Genomic DNA, 16751 nt, shown 5'->3' on the forward strand with positions numbered 1-16751 from the left:
GCCAAAACCTCTTTGCGGCTCAGCACTTCTGGCAGCCGTCTTTGCCGGGGCCGCGGCGGTAAATAAAAATCGGCGTTATGCTTGAGAAAGCCGCGGAGGCCGGTAGTGCGGCGCGGCGCCCCGACGGGTTATGACACCGACACCTGGGAGAACCTCATCGGCGTGACCAAGGCCTGGGGCCAGGTGCAGGTTTCCGCTCTGGGATCCGACGGCTGTCAGGCTTCGTTCTCTGCCGAGTTCACGTCGGGCGCCGCTTTCCCCTTCGTAGTGGAGCCGCCCAATGCGGAACCCACTGTCGTCAAGACCTGCTTCACCAAGGAGGATTGCGAGTGTCGTCAAGGAGACGACACCAAGTCCAACAAGATGGAGTGCGGTCAGGTCTCCCAGTCCTACAGCGTTATCGGTCGAATCGGAACCCAATGGTTCGGGGCCGACATCACGAGCTATGGCGGCGTGGTCAAGGCTTGGGCTTGCGCTGACGGTCAGACCGGCTCGGGCAATTGGTGATTCTCAGCTCACCGATGCCGCCACCGGTCGGCTTGGGAATGCTCTAGGCGTTTCTTCAGCTAGATGATCGGTTATGCGCCCGCCGGGGTCCGAGGGACTTTCCTTTGACTCCGGCGGGCGTTGTTGCGTTGCGCAAGATTCCTCAGACCAGGAAAGGCTCGCCTTCGCTGGCCACCCGCCGCTGGAAGAGCTCCTGGAGCCGGCGGGTTATGGAGCCGGGAGAGCCGTCGCCGATCTCCCGGTCGTCGATTTCCAGCACCGGCGAGAGCTCCCCCATGGTGCCGGTGGTGAAGACCTCGTCGGCGGTGTAGAGCTCGCTGGGGGTGATGTGGCGCTCGAAGGTGGGGATGCCGTCGGCGCGGGCCAGCTCGAGGACCACCCGGCGGGTGATTCCCGGCAGGCAGCTCTCGGCGGCGGGGGTGTGGAGCTCGTCCTGGCGGATGAGGAAGAGGTTGGTGGCGTTGGTTTCGGAGACGAATCCGTGGAGGTCGAGCATCACAGCGTCGTCGACTCCGGCGGCGTTGGCCTCGATCTTCGCCAGGATGTTGTTGAGTAGATTGTTGTGATGGATCTTCGAGTCCAGGCATTGGGGCGAGTTGCGGCGTACCGACGAGGTGATGAGGCGGATGCCTTCGGCGTCGTAGACCGGCGGCTTCCACTCCGCCAGCACGATCAAACAGCACCCCGCCCGGTTGAACCGCGGGCTCATGCCGGAGGTGACCTTGGGGCCGCGGGTGAGGGTCAGGCGCACGTGAGCGCCGTTGTCCATGCCGTTGGCCTTGAGGGTGGTGAAGAGGGCGCGGACGACTTGCTCGCGGCTGGGCACGCCGGCGAAGGCGAGGGCGTGGGCGGAGGCGAAGAGGCGGTCCAGGTGGGCGTCGAGCTGGAAAATGCGTCCCGAGTACACCCGCAGCCCCTCCCACACCGCGTCGCCGCCCTGCACCACGCTGTCGAAGACCGAGACCTTGGCTTCGGACCGGGGTACCAGGCCATCGCCAATGTAGACGAGGATCTCGGCGTTGCGGGGGTCGGGGAGCTCTTGGGGTTCGTATTCGCGCATCGTCGGGTCTGCCTTCATTGATTCAGGAGTGGTGTCTAGTCGTCGCTGGCGGTGAGGGCCCGTTCCCGGAGCCGCCGGTAGAGTGGCCGGCAGGTCTCGAGCAATTCCTCCAGCCCGTTGGGCAGAGGCTCGGTCTTGGCCCGGTAGGGCTGGAAGCCGGTGGAGCGGTGCAGGCTGTGGTACCAGTGACGAGCCCAGACACCGTCTTCCGGCCGCGGTTGCGCAGGCCAGGAGAGCATGGCTGGTTGGAAGTCAATGCCCAGCCGCCGGCACAGCTGAGCCAGTACGCCCGGTGGGTCCAGAAGCAGGAGTCGGGAGTCGAGAACCGGCGGTTCCTGACCGCGCTCCAGCAGGTGGTCCAGGAGCTGGACCTGGAGGTCGAGGCCGGTGTCCCGCAGCTGGGGCCGGGGTAGCTGGTTCACCAGGCTGGTGAGCACCTCCTGGGGTTCGCGCACCAGCAGCACGTGGACGCCGTGGTCGAGGAAGCTCCAATCCAATCCCGCCAGGTGGTGGGCCATCTGTTTGAAGAAGATCACCGGCCGATCCCGGGGAGCCAGGATGTCCCGGCGGACCACGGTCTCGGCGTCGGAGGTCATGGTCGCCAGCACTTCCTTCCGTCCCGGATGGGGGGCGCCGGTGAGCTCCAGGTAGTGGGCGTAGAAGGGCTCGTCCACCACCCGGGTGTCGTCCCGTTGGGCGAAGGAGTACATCAAGGCGGTGGAGATATTTCGCGGGCCGGACCACACATGGATGCGTAGAGGGTGCTCGACCGTAAACCTCTCGACCGAGGACACTGTGCTGACGTTCATGGGCCGGATGAGCATAGCAGCCGCGGGCTGGTGATTCTTGGTGGCTTGGGTCGATCATCGCCGGGGCGCGCCGAAAAAGGCGGTTTTTGCGGTTTAGCGCTTGCAGTTTGGAGAAATTCGGAACAAATCTTCCGTCTCGCGCGTCGTATAGAGATGTGGGCACCTCGAACCGCGGCCGACGGCTCCGTTTTCACCCGATGACCGGCCGGCGACCGCGCCCCCACAGTTTGGCAACGTTGGCACCGGGAACGAAGCAGGGAGTGATGGCTGGGCCTCGGTATCCGCGCATTCAGGTCTGCGTCCGCAGTCCGCATCCACTCGCGTTGATCAGCGCGGTGCGCCTCGCCCTGCGCCGCGCCGGCATCGACCGGCGGGAAATCCGCCGTTTCAGCCAGCAGGCTCTGGGTATGGATGACGCCGAAGGGCAGCGCCGCCTGTGCCGACAATGGGTCGCCGTCGAGGCCCCGTCGGAGGCCCGCGGCTGACTCTTGGCAGCCCGGTCATCCACGATCCTGCCAGGATGAGATAGGCTCCGCTCACTTCTGGAGCCCTACTCTTGCCCCTTTCCACCCCCACCCGACTGCTCGTATTTCCGCCCCTCGTCGGCGAGCGCCTGGATCGATTCCTCGCCGCCGCCACGGCCCTGTCCCGACGCAAGGCGCGGGAGGCCATTTCCGCCGGCGAGGTGCTGCGCAACGGCCGGCCGATTCGCGTCCAATCCCGAGAGCTGGAGCTGGCAGACGTCATCGATGTGCTGCGTCCGCCGGCGGAGCTCGAAGTCCCCCCGCGTCCCGAGCTGCCGGAGATCCCCCTTCTTCATCGTGATCCCTGGCTGCTGGTGGTGGACAAGCCCGCCGGCATGCTCTCCCAGCCGGCGGAGCGCCGCGGCGAGGGGGAGCTGGCTTGCGATGAGGCGGTGCGCCTGCAGTTGGCCGCGGCGGAGGGGCGGCCTCCGTTCCTGCGACTGATTCACCGGTTGGATCGGCTGACCAGCGGTGTCCTGCTCTTCGCCACGGATCGCCGGGCCCTGGAGCCCCTGTCCCGGCTATGGCGAGAGAAGCGGGTGCACCGCCGGTACCGAGCCTTGGTCCACGGAGTCCCTGCGTTGGACGGTGAGACCGGGCGTTTGGTCATCGAAGCCCCTCTGGCCAAGGTCCCGGGAGGCGGGTGGAAGTTCGAGGTAGCCGCCGGCGGCAAGGCATCCCGCACCGATGTGGAGGTGGTGGCCGCCGGAGACGAACGGTCGCTGGTGGAATGTCGACTGCTCACCGGCCGGACCCACCAGGTGCGGGTCCATCTCGCACACTCGGGGCATCCGGTGGTGGGGGATCGCCTCTACGGCGGTGGCGAGGCGCGCCGTCTCATGCTCCATGCTCTGGAGCTCTCCTTGCCCCATCCCAAGACCGGAGAGACGCTGACAGTCACCGCTCCGCCGCCGCCGGAGCTCGAAGCGCTCTGAAGGATGGGTACCCTGACCTCGTCCCGGAACATAGAATCGCACCCATGCTGCTCTATCGCTTAGGACCGGAAGGTTTCTTCGCCGTCGCCGACGAGGACGGCCGGCTGCGCTATCTCCACTCGGATCCGTTGGAGGTCCTGCCCGGAGGCTGGGAGCTGGGTCGGGAGGTGCGGGACGAGGCGCCGGTGCCCATGGTGCCTGTGAAGCCGGGGAAGATCGTCGGCGTCGGGCGCAACTACCGCGCCCATGCCGAGGAGCTGGGCAACCCCATGCCGGCGGAGCCGCTGCTCTTCCTCAAGGCCCCGTCCTCCATCGTCGGTCCCCGGGTGCCGGTGCTTTTGCCGCCGGAGAGTGGGCGAGTGGAGTTCGAAGGGGAGATCGCGGTGGTGATTCGCCACCGGCTACGTCGCTGCAGCGCAGAGGATGCCCGCTTGGGAATCCTCGGGATCACCGCCGCCTGTGACGTCACCGCCCGGGACCTCCAGCGGCGAGATGCCACGTTCGCTCGCGGTAAGAGCTTCGACACTTTCTGTCCCCTGGGGCCGGCCATCGCCGTCGGTGCGGATGTGGAGGATCTCACCGTCACCACCCGCGTCGATGGCGAGCAGCGCCAGCACGGTCATGTGCGGGAGATGGCCTGGGGTCTGGTGGAGCTGGTGCGCTACATCTCCCATTTCATGACCTTGGATCCCGGGGATTTGGTGCTCACCGGCACGCCTGAGGGTGTCGGGCCCCTGGCCACGGGCCAGCAGCTGGAGGTCGAGGTCTCCGGCGGTGACCCGCTGGACAGTCCTATCGTGCTGGAAAATCCTGTCGAGGAGCTGTGCTCATGATCCGAAAACGCGCGATCCTGGCAGCCATCGCCGGGGCTGTGTCCATGCCGGCGCTGATCTTTGCCCGCGGCTATCCGTGGCAGCTGGCGGCGCCGGTGGCCGTTGCCGTGGGAATCTTCGTCTATCTCGCCATCGGAACCGTCGACCGTATGCGCCGCTAGCGAATCCCGCTGGTGGGCTGCCCCGAAGGTGGTTTGCCCGTTGGGGGCACTCCGACGGGAGCCCCCGCGGAGTCTTCTGTCAGCTCTCGGTGTCGTGCCTCGGTTCTTCGTTCTCAATCCCTCCCTTCTCTTCCCGCACTTGCCCTCCTTGCCACCTGCCTAGCGGAGGCCCTCGGCACATTGCTGCCTGCAGATTGTTACAAGATGTCAATTAGGCATACCAGCATCTTCTTGCTATAAAGAGTCCGAAGGTTTTCTTTATAACGGGTCTACGCACTGAGGCCGCCCGGTTGTTCGAGTGGCGCAGTGGGAGCGTGCGGTGCTCAGTCGGGCTGAGCGCCTCCATCGGTGCATCGTTGGTCTGACGCCTCGGACGTTTCTCGCTGGTTTTTCTTTTGTTGCTCTTCTCCGAGAAGGAAGAGGGAGATTTTCATGAGTCCGTTCCAAGACCATTCTGGAACCCGCCGGCACCGCTCTGGTGTCCGACCTCAAACCTGGCTCTGGGGCAGCCTTGTCTGCTCCTTGGCTCTTCTGCTCGTATTTGCTCTGCCGGCGACCGCCCAGGTCACCGATGGTGAATACGGCGACTCGCCGGACGGCATCATCGCCGGCTACGCGGCTCCCTACGATGCCGTGATCGGGAACTTCCCGACCAACTTCAACACTTCCAACAGCCGCTACAGCCTCAACGGCGGCCACGCTCTGAGCGTCACCGACACCTGGTTGGGTCAGGTGGTCAGCCTGGAGCGCGGCGCTGCCGATCCCCTCGATCCGGACCTGGTGGAGAATTTCGTCGACGACGACTTCGATGATGGCCTGGTGGGCGGCGTCTGCCCGTCCTCTTCCGGCTCGATCTTCAGCACGTATCTCACCTTCGATGTGACCTTCGCCGCTTCGGCCACTGGCACCCGCTACATCAACGTGCTGCTGGACGCTGACGTGGACGGCACCTGGGACAGCACCAGCACGACCGAATGGGTGGTTCAGGACTATCCCGTGGCGGTCAACCCGGGCAATACGGTTCAGGTCACCGTTGGTCCCTTCCCCTTCCCGTCTCTGCCCGTGGCTACCTGGATGCGCGTCGCCGTGACCAGCCAGACCATCGGTTCCGTGGTCAGCCTCAATGCCTCCGGCTGGGACGGCAGCGGTCAGTTCACTCTCGGTGAGTTCGAGGATTATCTGGTGGGTAACCAGCTCGAGTTCGTGGTCGAGGCTGCGGCGGCGGCGGAGGTCGCTCAGGCCCATGCCGACGCCATCGCCATCGCTTGGGCGGACGCCCAGGCCCGCGAGACCGCCATCGCCCTCGAGTGCTCGGCGGCCTCCGACTCGGCTTTCGACATCGACGTCGAATGGCAGAGCGCCGACGCCTTCGCCATCGCCGCTGCCGCCGAGTACAGCTCGGCCCTCTCCTTCGAGATCAGTGTCGCCAACGCCTGCGCCAACGCCCAGGCCCAGGCCAATGCGGTGGCCAGCGCGTGTGCATCCTGCGGTTGCGCTACCGCCTGTGCATCCAGCTCCGCTTCGGCTCAGGCCAGCGCCAACGCTTGCGCCCAGGCCGTAGCCGCTGCCGCCGCCTTTGCCCAGGCTTCGGCCCAGGCCGTCGGCGCCGCTCAGGCGAGCGCTGACGCCATCGCCATCGCCTTGGCTTCGGCCAACGCCAACGCCTCGGCCTGCGCCCTGGCCTACGCCGACGCTCAGGCCGCGGCTTCGGCTCTTGGCGTCGCCTGGGCTACCGCCGACGCCGAAGCGAGCGCTGCCGCCAGCGCCGTTTCCGCCGCCATCGCCGCCGCATGCGGTGGCGACGCGGTGGCCGCTGCTGCTGCCGTCGCCGACGCTCAGGCCGCGGCCAACGCTTCGGCCCAGGCCGCCGCCGGTGCCTTCGCGGACGCGGAAGCTTCCGCCAGCGCCTTCGCTTACGCTGACACCTACGCCGACGCCAACGCCGATGCCCTGGCGGTGGCGGTCACTCAGGTGAGCGCTTCCGCTGCGGCCTTCGCTTCAGCGCAGGCGACCACCGCCGTGGCGACGGCGACCAGCGCTTCGGCGCAGGCGACCGCCACCAGCCTGGCACAGGCCTCTGCCAGCGCCTCCGCATACTGCTCGAGCAATTGCAGCTGCTGCGAGACCACCGGTCACGTGCTGACCCGGGCTTCGCTGGCGATCACCGCGTTGAGCGCCAAGCACGGCGCCGCCTACAAGCCGCCGGCGGGCACGGGTGCGTTCAAGGACGTCCCCAAGACCCATTGGGCCGGTGGTTGGATCGAGGCTGCGGTGCGCGAGGGTCTGATGAACGGCTGTGGCAATTCCAGCTTCTGCCCGGACGATCCGGTGCTGCGCTCGGAGCTGCCGGAAGTCGGCCTCAAGGCTCTGAACGGTGCCAACTACAAGCCCATCGGTGCCTTGGGGATGTTCTCCGACCTGCCGCCCTCGGATCCGAGGAGCGATTGGGTGGAAGACGCCTACTCCCAGGGTGCAGTGGAAGGTTGCGGCAGCGGCAAGTACTGCCCCTCGCAGCTGGCCACCCGCGCCGATTCGCTGCGGGCCGTGGATGCGCTGTTCAAGCTGGATCGTGCGTGCCCGGTGGACACTACCCCCACCGAGCCGTGATCGGCTGAAGTGAAGCTCTCGCGGCTCTCAAGCCGCGAGGCTCAACCCATGGCCGCCCGGGCATTCGTGCTCGGGCGGCTCTGCTTTTGGGGCTCAGGAAGGCTGCTGCTTGGGCGTGTAGGGGTGGCGCTTGAGAGCCGTGATGAGGTTGCCCACGACCGCGCTGCTGATCTCTTCGGTTTGGGCGGATTGATAGAAGAGCAGGAGCGACGCGAAGGCCTCGCGGTGGATCTCCAGCTCTTTGAAGGTATTGAACAGGGTTTCCGCCAAGGTCTTGAGTTCGGCATGACGCTGTTCGGCGGCGAAGACCAGCGCGAGATCTAGGGAGACCAGGGCCCAATAGTAGATCTCGCCGCTCTCCTCATACATCTCCCGCGCATGCTCCAGGAGCTTTTCGGCGTGCTCGAGCTCGTCCAGGCCGAGGGCGATGATCCCTTCCAACCAGATGGTGCGCCGTTCGACCCAGGGTGCCCGAAAGCGCTCGTAGAGGTCGGCGCTCTCTTCCAGGATCTTGCGAGCTTCCATGGCTTGCTGATTCTTCGACAGGATGCCGATGAGATTGTGCCGAGCGATGAGCTCGACTATTGGCTCGCGTTCAGTATCGATGGATTGCAGGGCTCGCCTTAGCGCCTGAACGGCTAGGGCTGACCGGTTGTGGACTTCATAGAGATGCGATTGCTTGAGCAAGGTGCGGGCTTCCAGGTGCCTTTCTCCGATATCGCGGTAGATCCTTACGGATTCTTGCAAGAGGCTCTGGGCGGTTTCGAACCGTCGTTGATCGATGAGCAACGACGCCCGCAACGAGAGCACCTCTGCCAGGGCGAGAGGGTCGCCGGTCCCTGCTGTGAGCAGCACCTGAGCGCGCCCGAAAGCCTCTTCCGACGCCCCATGGCGATCCTGCAGACGGTGGGCATTTCCTTTGAAGGCCCAGCTGCGGGCGGCGACATCGGCGATGACATCGCGGCCGTAGAGCTGGGGATCGAGCTGGCCCAAGAGGCGTAGCGCGAGCTCGGTGAGCGCCACCGCCTGGGTGGGAGCATCGAACCATCGCGACCTGGCCTCCTGTAGCAAGGCCTCCACCACCGAGCGAGTGTGGAACCGAGGCTGGGCGGCAGCTTCTTCCAGGTTCTCGGGTAGAGCCCAGGTGAGCAGCTCTTCGACCAGCCCCTTGGCTTCTGCTTCTTCCCGTTGGAAGGTGGCCCGGCGGGCCAAGGCTTCATGGGTGGACCGCTCCAGGACCTCGTCGCGCGCCTGTGCTTCCCGAAAGCGCCGTGCCTCCCGAAAGCGCCGTGCCTCCCGAAAACGCTCTGTTTCCCGAGAATGCTGGGCTTCCTGGTTGAATGGGCTCGCTTCGTCCCACTCCCCGCTCGCTTCGGCATGCTCCAATTGCTGGAGAATCCGGCGGCACTCGTCACACTCTTGGGTGAGGTGCTCCAGTAGCGCGAGAAAGCGTTCCGATCCCACCGTACCCTCGTCCTGGAGGAGTCGGCGGAGGGTCTCGTGATGTTGATCTTTAGCCACTGAGGTTGTTGCCGTTGCGCTTGGGATGACTTCTGTCGGGGTTCCTACTCTACAGAATCATCTTGATGCAATAGGAAGCTTGGTACGGTTTCATGGGTCCGCTGTTGCGGTTTTTCGAACCCTTCTACTCAATAATGTTGCCGCTGCCCCCCGAAAGGGGGACAGCGGACACACATTATGGCTGAAACTGCGACTAGCCGTCAGGATCGATGCCGTTGCCCTTGTCCGCCGGAGGAGCTACGGCGGAGAGGGTGAGTGCTGGCGTGGGCAACGCGGAGGGAGACTCCGAGGTTGGCAGGGGGGTGGCCGACACGACCGAAGTCGCGCAGAGCCAGGTCAGACAGGCCAAGACGCAAAACAGACGGGGGTAGCGGTACATAAGGGGACCTCCTTCAGCCCTTTGCGGGCAATGAGAGGGAGCCCGGGATTGGGCTCCCAGTTCAAAGAGCGAAAGTGGCCACCTTCATGGGTATAGACGCGCTACATTTCAGAGTTCCGTAGTCGGTTGGGAAAAGAATTCGGAAGAATCTGCCCAGCGCCGGGAAGGTGCCGGGGGGCGTGAACAGCGGAGGCCGCCGGGCTACAATCGGCGCTTATGAGCTACCAACTCCGCTTCCCATCCGCCGTCCTCCCGGGCCTCCGAAGAGTTCTGTCGGGCATCGCCTTGACCGCCCTGGGTCTGGCTGGGTTGCCCGCGAGCTCCGTCGCGGCCTGGCCCGCGGCGAGCCTTCAGGACCCTCTCGTTCCACCCACCACCGGCGGACTCGAAGTCATCGACCGGGCTTTGGCCAAGCTCGCCACCCATCGCCGACTGTTGATCCTGGCGGCGCACCCGGACGACGAGGACACCACCCTGCTGACGCGGGTGGCGCTGGGAGAGGGGGGCGAGGCGGCCTACCTGGCCCTCAACCGCGGCGAAGGGGGCCAGAACCTCATCGGGCCGGAGCTGGGAGTGGGGTTGGGCTTGATTCGCAGCCAGGAGCTGCTCTCCGCCCGGCGGGTGGACGGTGCTCGTCAGTTCTTCACCCGGGCCTACGACTTCGGCTACACGCGTTCGCTGGAAGAAACCCTGGAGCGTTGGCCCCAAAAGCTGCTGGAAGAAGACGCCCTACGGGTCATCCGGCGCTTCCGGCCCCAGGTGATGGTCTCTGTCTTTCCTCCCACCGCCGCTGCCGGCCACGGTCAGCACCAGGCCGCGGGGGTGATCGCCGAGCGGGTCTTCGACCTCGCCGGGCGCCCGGAGGCGGCCCCCGAGCTGCTGGCGGAGGGCGCTCTGCCGTGGCGGCCCCAGGCTCTGTACCGTTCCGGGTGGTTTGATCGGGAGGCGGAGGCCAACCGGTTTCCCCTCGGGGTGGTGGAGCCCTTCAGCGGCCGTTCCTATCTCCAGATCGCTCTCGCTAGCCGAGGGCTGCACCGCTCCCAGGACATGGGCCGGCTGCTTCAGCTGGGGGCCCGGGAGGGGCGCCTGCTTCCCGTAGCCGGTGTCGCCACCGCTCAGGGGACGGATCCCTTCGCCGGTATCGACACGCGTCCGGCGGCGATCCTTGGCGGTCTCGAAGACGCCGGTCTGCGCGCGAGCCTGACGCCGGATTTGGACGCGGTGGAGGAGCTAGCCCGGGAGGCTCGGGAGAAGCTCTCGCCCAGCCATCCGGAGGCCGCCGCCGAAAGCCTGGGCCGGATCCTCGCGCTGCTCCGCCAGGTGCGCGGCGAGCTGGGAGAAGAGCATCCGGGGGAGATTCACGCCGGGGCTCTCCTGGACGAGAAGATCCTCATCGCCCAGGAAGGTCTGGCGGCGGCGGCGGGACTGGTCTTCGACGCGGCGACGGATCGGGAGACGTTGGTGCCCGGCGAGACGGTGGAGCTCACCGTCGAGGTGTGGAATAGCTCCGGGGAACCGGTGACGGTGGCGGCGGTGGAGCTGGGACTGCCGGAAGGCTGGAAGGCTGAGTTGCAGGCGGAGGATGGGGAAGAAGACCAGTCCGTTGCGGCACCCCGCCGGTTGGCAGCGGGAGAGTTGGGAAGCTGGACCTATCGCATTGCCGTGGCGGAGCAGGCTCCGGCCACCCTGCCCTACTTTCTCCGCCAGCCCCTGGCCGGTGACGTCTACAGTTGGCAGGGCGTGGCGCCGTCGGTACGGGGTGAGCCTTTCCAGCCACCGGTGCTGACGGCCCGGGTCTCGATGACCACCGGCCATGGGGCCTTGGAGCTGGAGCGCGAGGTGGTGCAGCGCTTCTCGGATCAGGCCCGGGGCGAGGTGCGGCGGCCCCTGCGGGTGGTGCCGCCGGTGGAGGTGAGCGTGGCGCCGGATTCCATCGTCTGGCCGGTGGGCCGGAGCGAAGCCCGGCGTCTGGAAGTGCGGCTGACCAACCATCGCCAGCGGCCGGTGCAGGGTGAGCTCACCCTCGATGCACCGGCGGGCTGGCCGGCCCTCGATTCCCGTTCCTTCGAGCTATCGGCGGGAGGGCAGCAAAGCCTGAGCGTCGATCTCCAGCCGCCGAGTCTCCTGCCCGCCGGCAAACACCGCATCGCCGTCACCGCGGCGGTGGAGGGAGAGGTCTACGGCAGGGCGGTTCCGACGGTGGAGTACGAGCACATTCGTCCCGTGCCCTACCCCCGGGTGGCGGAGGTGAGGATTCACGCCGGGGATCTCCAGCTGCCGGAACTGGGGCGGGTGGGCTACGTGCGAGGGGCCTCGGACCGGGTTCCGGAGGCGCTGCAGCGCATCGGGGTGCCGGTGGAGCTGCTCACCGACGAGATGCTCGAGGTGGGAGATCTCTCCGCCTTCGATGTGTTGGTGGTGGGAAGCCGCGCCTACGAGACCAACCCCACCCTGGGCCGGGTCAACGGGCGGCTGTTGGAGTACGTCCGCGGCGGCGGCCGGCTGGTGGTGCAATACCAGCAGTATCAATTCGTCCGCGGCGATCTGGCGCTCCTGCCGCTGGACATCGCCCGACCCCATGACCGGGTCACCGACGAGACCGCACCGGTGACCGTCTTGGACCCCACCCATCCCGTGTTCCTCACCCCCAACTCCATTACCGCGGAGGATTGGCAGGGGTGGGTGCAGGAACGGGGGCTGTACTTCGCCCACACTTGGGATTCCGCCTTCACGCCGTTGCTGAGCCTGCCCGGGCCCGCAGGGGAGCCTCTGGAGGGTGGATTGTTGATCGCTCCCATCGGCGAGGGCGAGTATCTCTACTCCGGCCTGGCCTTCTTCCGCCAGCTGCCCGCCGGCGTGGTGGGGGCGTATCGCCTTTTTCTCAATCTGCTGGCACCGCCGGCAAGGCCTCCAGGACCCGGCGCAACTCTTCCTCCAGCTCCCGGATGAGAGAGTCGAGGCGCTGCGGGCTGGCGGTCGTCGCTTCGGCCTCCAGGCGCCGGCAAAGATCCGCCATCTGCTGCGCCCCCAGAGTTCCGCTGCTGCCGCGTAGCGAATGGGCGGTGAAAGCCAGGGCCTCCCGGTCCGCCTCCGCAGAGGCCTGGCGCAGGCGTTCCAGGCGATGGGGCGCCTCGCGGTGGAAGATGGCCACCACCTTGCCCAGCACGTCCCGTCCCGAGCGCTCGCCGAGAATGCGAAGTTTCTCCAGGGTGGTCGCGTCCACCGCCTGTTCGCTGGCGCCCACCCCGGCTGTATCCGGTGCCGGCGTCACGGCGGTGAGGTCGGGAGCCAGTTGGGGCAGCGGTCCCAGCCAGCGGCTCAGGGTTTGGGCCAGCACTTCCAGCTGCACCGGTTTGGCGAGGTAGTCGTCCATGCCCGCATCGATGCATCGCTGGCGATCCGCCGGCAGGGCGTGGGCGGTCATGGCTACGATGGGCGTGTGCTGCTCCACCCCCTCTCGCCGGCGGATCTCCGCGGTGGCTCGAAAGCCACCCATGACGGGCATCTGGACGTCCATCAGGATCAAGTCGAAGCGTTTCTCGCTCAGCTGTTGGAGCGCTTCCTCGCCGTGCTGCGCCACCGTCGACGACAGCCCCAGCTGGGCGAGCTGGTGCTGGGCTAGAGTTTGGTTGACCGGGTTGTCCTCTACCACCAGCACGTGGTGTTCTCCCGGTGCGGTGGCGCTCGGTGCCTTCACCCTCGCCGGGCGCTCCGGAACCGCCGGGACCGGGGGCGCCGGCAGCTCGAACCAGAACGTCGAGCCCTGCCTCGGCTGACTCTCCACCCCGAGCTCTCCGCCCAAGCGCTCGATCAGGCTGCGGGTGAGGGCAAGGCCCAGTCCTGTACCTGCATAGGGCCGTGTGTCGGAGTCGTCCCCTTGGGTGAAGGGTTGGAGCACGTGCTCCAGCTGCTCCGGGGCGATGCCCATGCCGGTGTCTTGCACGCTGAATCGCAGCCTCGTCGGAGTTCCTTCGAGCGCTCCGTCCTCGGTGGCATGGACGCGGAGCACCACGCTGCCGGCGGCGGTGAATTTGATCCCGTTGGAGAGCAGATTGAGCAGGATCTGGCGCAGTCGCAGAGGATCGGTGCGTATCCACGCGGGCACCTCCGGAGTCATCTCCAGTCCGAGCCTCAATCCCTTGTGATCCGCCTCCAAGGACAGGAGCTCGACCACGCTCTCCAACACCCGGTGCAGCTCTACCGGTTGCTCTTCCACCCGCAGCTGACCGGCTTCCAGGGCGCTGAAGTCCAGGATGTCGTCGAGAATCACCAACAGGACCTCGGCGCTCTGGCCGGTGATCTCCGCCAGCCGCTGCTGGTCGGCGTCGAGGCCGCTTTCGCGCAGCAGCTGGTTCATGCCGATGATGGCGTTCATGGGCGTCCGGAGCTCGTGGCTCATGGTGGCGAGGAAGCGGGATTTGGCCTGGTTGCCGGCTTCGGCCTTGGCCCGCGCTGCTTCCAGCTCCCGGCCCTTCCGTTGCAGTCGGCCGATGAGATCCCGGGACAGGCGCACGGCCTCGGCGGTGCGCTGCCGCAGCCGTTCGCTGGGCCGGGCGCTGGTGGCGATATAGAGGTTGCCGCCGTAGAGGAAGGAGCACAGGGTCAGCGCCACCGGCCAGGCGATGGAGCGTTGGTCCACCTGCACGATGTAGAGCAACATGAGCAAGTAGGCGACAAGGCTGACGTGGGCAAAGACGAGGGCACGGCGGAAGCTGCTGTGGGTCTGGTCGGCGACCCTCATCAGGAGGATGAAGAAGAGCCAGCTGGTCTCGCCGCCGGTGAAGTACACCGCGAGGGTGAAGAGAAAGATGTCCACGACCAGAAAGAGATCGCCCAGGCCCAGGCGTCCCAATCCAGGGGCCCGCACGCCCCATCGCTCCACCCGACTGTAGCCCACGTGCAGGATCCACCAGGACCCGGCGCTGTAGACGGTCAGGATGGCCAGGAAGACCAGGTAGCTGTGGAGGTCGAAGCTGTCGGTCAGCAGCAGGTTGTGCAGCGCCACCCCCAGGGCCACTAGGGCGAAGCCGAGGCTGCGCAGGATGGGGATCTGGACGGTGTGCAGCCGCCGCCTGCGGCGATGGCGTCGTCGTCGAGAGCTTTCGGGGCTTCCCTGACTCAGTAGGCGGCGCAGGAATTGAGAATCCGACGGGAGGCTCGATGGGGTGTCGGCTGGGCCGCCTGACGGATTGTCGGCTCGACCGCCGGCCTGAGAGTCTGAAGGGGGCGACTCGGTCATCGGGATCTAATCCAGGGCGTCCCAGTCCGCTGTTGGAGTGGGCGCACGAGAGCTTCAGAGTTTGGGGGCTTCGATGGTCCGAGAAGTATAGCGCTGCAGGGCTGCAAACCGCACCGGGGCGCGATACCGTACAGAGGCCGAGTACCCCGTCCCGACAATTTCGGCCCGCACTGACAGCTTCGGCTGAGCTCTGGATTCTCGATCCTCGAAAGGAGGCCCTCCATGTCCCATCGACTCGCGGCGCCCCGCAAGGCTGCTCGTTCCCTTCGCTGGTCCAGCTTGGCATTGCTGGCTTTTCTGGGGACCTTGACCGCCGTCGGCCTCCCGTCTTCGGCGCTCGCGGATGCTTCGCAGGAGGACTCCCCGCAGATGGGGTCGTCTCAGATGGAGGGTGCTTTCGAGGCCGCTTCCGACGTAGCGGCTGCCCGAGCCCTGTTCGAAGCCAACCTCGACGCCATCCGCAATCGCGACCGCGCAGCCTACTTGGCCTGCTACTGGAACTCCGAGAACCTGGTGCGCAGCGGGCCGGGCGGCCCCCAGCTGGGCTTCGATGGCCTCGAGGAGAGCGCCGGTGAGGGCTGGCCGGACTTTTTCGACGCGCAGGATTTGCAGCTGGTGCCGTTGCGGCCGGGGGTGGTCTACGGAACCTATCGCTACCGAGTGCGCTACGGCTCCGAGGAGGTCACAGGGCTTTCCGAACGGCTCTTCCTCGATACCGAAGACGGCTGGCGCATCGCGGTGACCACCGCTTTCGGCGCCCCTCCGGGGACTGCCCCGCCGCCGCTGGCGCTGGTCGGCGGTACGCTGGTGGACGGCACCGGCGCTGCGCCGGTGGAGAACGCGGTGGTGGTAATCGAGGACGGCCGCATCGCTTGTGCCGGCAGCGCGGAGCAGTGCACGGTCCCCCAAGGGATGACGACGGTGGACACCTCCGGCCAGTGGATCACCCCGGGCTTGGTGGACGCCCACATTCACCACGCCCAGACCGCCTGGGCTGACGGCCGGCCGGACAGCGCCGACGTCCGCGGCGAGTTCCCCTACGAAGAGGTGCAGGCCTCCCTCCGCGCCCATCCCGAAGTCTTCTGGCGCGCGCATCTGTGCTCCGGGGTGACGGCGGCCTTCGACGTCGGCGGCTATCCCTGGACCTGGGATCTACGGCGCCGCGCCGAAGGCTCGACCCGGGCGCCGCACCTGGCGGTGGCGGGGCCGCTCCTCTCCACCCTCGACCACTGGCTCAACCTGCCGGCGGAGCGCCAGTTCATCCACCTCAAGGATCGCGAGAGCGCCGAACGGGGAGTGAGCTTCCTCACCGCCCACGACACCGACGCCGTCAAGGTGTGGTTCATTCCGATCCGCGAAGGCGACCCCGAGCCCTTCGACCAGGCGGTGCTCGCCGCCGGCGAAGAGGCGCGGGAGCGCGGCGTGCCCCTCATCGTCCACGCTACCAGCCTGCGGGAAGCCAAGGTCGCCCTGCGTGCCGGCGCTCATCTGCTGGTGCACAGCGTGGAGGATCAGCCGGTGGACGAGGAATTCATCGAGCTGGCGCAGCACCAGGGCACGATCTACTGCCCCACCCTCATCGTGCGCGAGGGCTATCTACGCATGTATGAGGCGGCGGCGAAGGGCGAGGCTCCGCACGTCGATGACCCCAACGGCTGCGTCGACTCCCGCACCCTGGAACGCATCGCCCGTAGCGCCGACCTCGGTGGGATCATCGGCACCGATCGCCTGACCGAGGAGCGCCTCGCCGCTCGCCGCGAGCGACTGGAGAAGAGCGTCGCCACCAACGCCGCCAACCTGCGCAAGGTGCACGAGGCGGGCATCCCCATCGCCATGGGCACCGATGCCGGCAACCCCCTGACGGTCCACGGCCCGTCGGTCTATGCCGAAATGGAGGCCATGCAGGCCGCCGGCCTGACCCCCCTAGAAGTCCTGGTCACCGCCACCCAGGGCGGCGCCCGCGCCATGAAGATGGACGACGAGATCGGCACCATCGAAGCCGGCAAGATCGCCGACCTCCTCCTCCTCACCGCCGACCCCACCCAAGACATCGCCAACCTCCGCCAACTGCACTCCGTGATCCGCGGTGGAGAGCTCCGGCCGTTGGCGGAGCTGCGGGCTTCTCCTCAAGGAGAATCGGAGCGTTGATGCGTGAGGCGTTTCGCGCTACAGTATC

The 16751-nt window shown here is 66.8% G+C and carries 12 protein-coding genes; 8 read left to right on the plus strand and 4 right to left on the minus strand.

All coding sequences use genetic code 11. The annotated features are described in order from the left end of the window. The first annotated feature begins 105 nt into the window (after positions 1-105). Positions 106-507, plus strand: coding sequence for a hypothetical protein (locus tag SX243_05720; protein ID MDY7092459.1), 402 nt, complete (start codon positions 106-108; stop codon positions 505-507). A 142-nt stretch (positions 508-649) separates the two neighbouring features. Here the strand turns inward: SX243_05720 and SX243_05725 are convergent, their stop codons facing one another. Further along, entirely contained in the window at positions 650-1567 is a 918-nt protein-coding gene (locus tag SX243_05725; GenBank protein ID MDY7092460.1) for an aminotransferase class IV, read from the minus strand. A 35-nt stretch (positions 1568-1602) separates the two neighbouring features. Further along, positions 1603-2376, minus strand: coding sequence for a sulfotransferase family protein (locus SX243_05730; protein MDY7092461.1), 774 nt, complete (start codon positions 2374-2376; stop codon positions 1603-1605). 263 nt (positions 2377-2639) lie between these two features. Between SX243_05730 and SX243_05735 the strand changes: the two genes are divergently transcribed. The 5 genes from SX243_05735 (at position 2640) to SX243_05755 (ending at position 7436) form a co-directional block, all read left to right on the plus strand. Continuing rightward, positions 2640-2861 (plus strand): hypothetical protein, encoded by a 222-nt coding sequence (locus SX243_05735; protein ID MDY7092462.1) that lies wholly within the window; start codon positions 2640-2642, stop codon positions 2859-2861. A 71-nt stretch (positions 2862-2932) separates the two neighbouring features. Next, the gene (locus SX243_05740; protein MDY7092463.1) at positions 2933-3835 is read left to right on the plus strand and encodes an RluA family pseudouridine synthase; all 903 of its coding nucleotides are present in this window, start codon (positions 2933-2935) and stop codon (positions 3833-3835) included. Positions 3836-3879: 44 nt separating this feature from the next. Beyond that, complete coding sequence (locus SX243_05745) at positions 3880-4668, plus strand: fumarylacetoacetate hydrolase family protein (protein MDY7092464.1); 789 nt, start codon at positions 3880-3882, stop codon at positions 4666-4668. Further along, positions 4665-4829 (plus strand): hypothetical protein, encoded by a 165-nt coding sequence (locus SX243_05750; protein ID MDY7092465.1) that lies wholly within the window; start codon positions 4665-4667, stop codon positions 4827-4829. The genes SX243_05745 and SX243_05750 overlap by 4 nt, the downstream gene beginning before the upstream one ends. Positions 4830-5351: 522 nt before the next feature. Then, on the plus strand, positions 5352-7436 hold the full coding sequence (locus tag SX243_05755) for an S-layer homology domain-containing protein (protein ID MDY7092466.1): 2085 nt from the start codon (positions 5352-5354) through the stop codon (positions 7434-7436). A gap of 93 nt (positions 7437-7529) precedes the next feature. On the opposite strand, the gene SX243_05760 is transcribed toward SX243_05755, so the two are convergent. Further along, positions 7530-8957 carry a hypothetical protein gene (locus SX243_05760; GenBank protein MDY7092467.1) on the minus strand — a complete coding sequence of 476 codons (1428 nt, stop codon included), beginning with the start codon at positions 8955-8957 and terminating at the stop codon, positions 7530-7532. Between the two features lie 595 nt (positions 8958-9552). Between SX243_05760 and SX243_05765 the strand changes: the two genes are divergently transcribed. Continuing rightward, positions 9553-12285 carry a PIG-L family deacetylase gene (locus SX243_05765; protein MDY7092468.1) on the plus strand — a complete coding sequence of 911 codons (2733 nt, stop codon included), beginning with the start codon at positions 9553-9555 and terminating at the stop codon, positions 12283-12285. Here SX243_05765 and SX243_05770 read toward each other — a convergent pair. Beyond that, the gene (locus tag SX243_05770; GenBank protein MDY7092469.1) at positions 12218-14575 is read right to left on the minus strand and encodes a response regulator; all 2358 of its coding nucleotides are present in this window, start codon (positions 14573-14575) and stop codon (positions 12218-12220) included. The genes SX243_05765 and SX243_05770 overlap by 68 nt on opposite strands. Positions 14576-14797: 222 nt before the next feature. On the opposite strand from SX243_05770, the gene SX243_05775 reads away from it, so the two are divergent. Further along, positions 14798-16723 (plus strand): amidohydrolase family protein, encoded by a 1926-nt coding sequence (locus SX243_05775; GenBank protein ID MDY7092470.1) that lies wholly within the window; start codon positions 14798-14800, stop codon positions 16721-16723. Positions 16724-16751: the final 28 nt, after the last annotated feature.

Source organism: Acidobacteriota bacterium (genome assembly GCA_034211275.1).
Taxonomy (GTDB): Bacteria; Acidobacteriota; Thermoanaerobaculia; order Multivoradales; family JAHZIX01; genus JAGQSE01.

Coding starts and splice junctions, on each gene's coding strand:
- SX243_05725 (MDY7092460.1), bottom strand. CDS start 1,567: ATGCGCGAATACGAACCCCAAGAGCTCCCCGACCCCCGCAACGCCGAG.
- SX243_05730 (MDY7092461.1), bottom strand. CDS start 2,376: ATGAACGTCAGCACAGTGTCCTCGGTCGAGAGGTTTACGGTCGAGCAC.
- SX243_05735 (MDY7092462.1), top strand. CDS start 2,640: ATGGCTGGGCCTCGGTATCCGCGCATTCAGGTCTGCGTCCGCAGTCCG.
- SX243_05745 (MDY7092464.1), top strand. CDS start 3,880: ATGCTGCTCTATCGCTTAGGACCGGAAGGTTTCTTCGCCGTCGCCGAC.
- SX243_05750 (MDY7092465.1), top strand. CDS start 4,665: ATGATCCGAAAACGCGCGATCCTGGCAGCCATCGCCGGGGCTGTGTCC.
- SX243_05765 (MDY7092468.1), top strand. CDS start 9,553: ATGAGCTACCAACTCCGCTTCCCATCCGCCGTCCTCCCGGGCCTCCGA.
- SX243_05770 (MDY7092469.1), bottom strand. CDS start 14,575: ATGACCGAGTCGCCCCCTTCAGACTCTCAGGCCGGCGGTCGAGCCGAC.
- SX243_05775 (MDY7092470.1), top strand. CDS start 14,798: ATGTCCCATCGACTCGCGGCGCCCCGCAAGGCTGCTCGTTCCCTTCGC.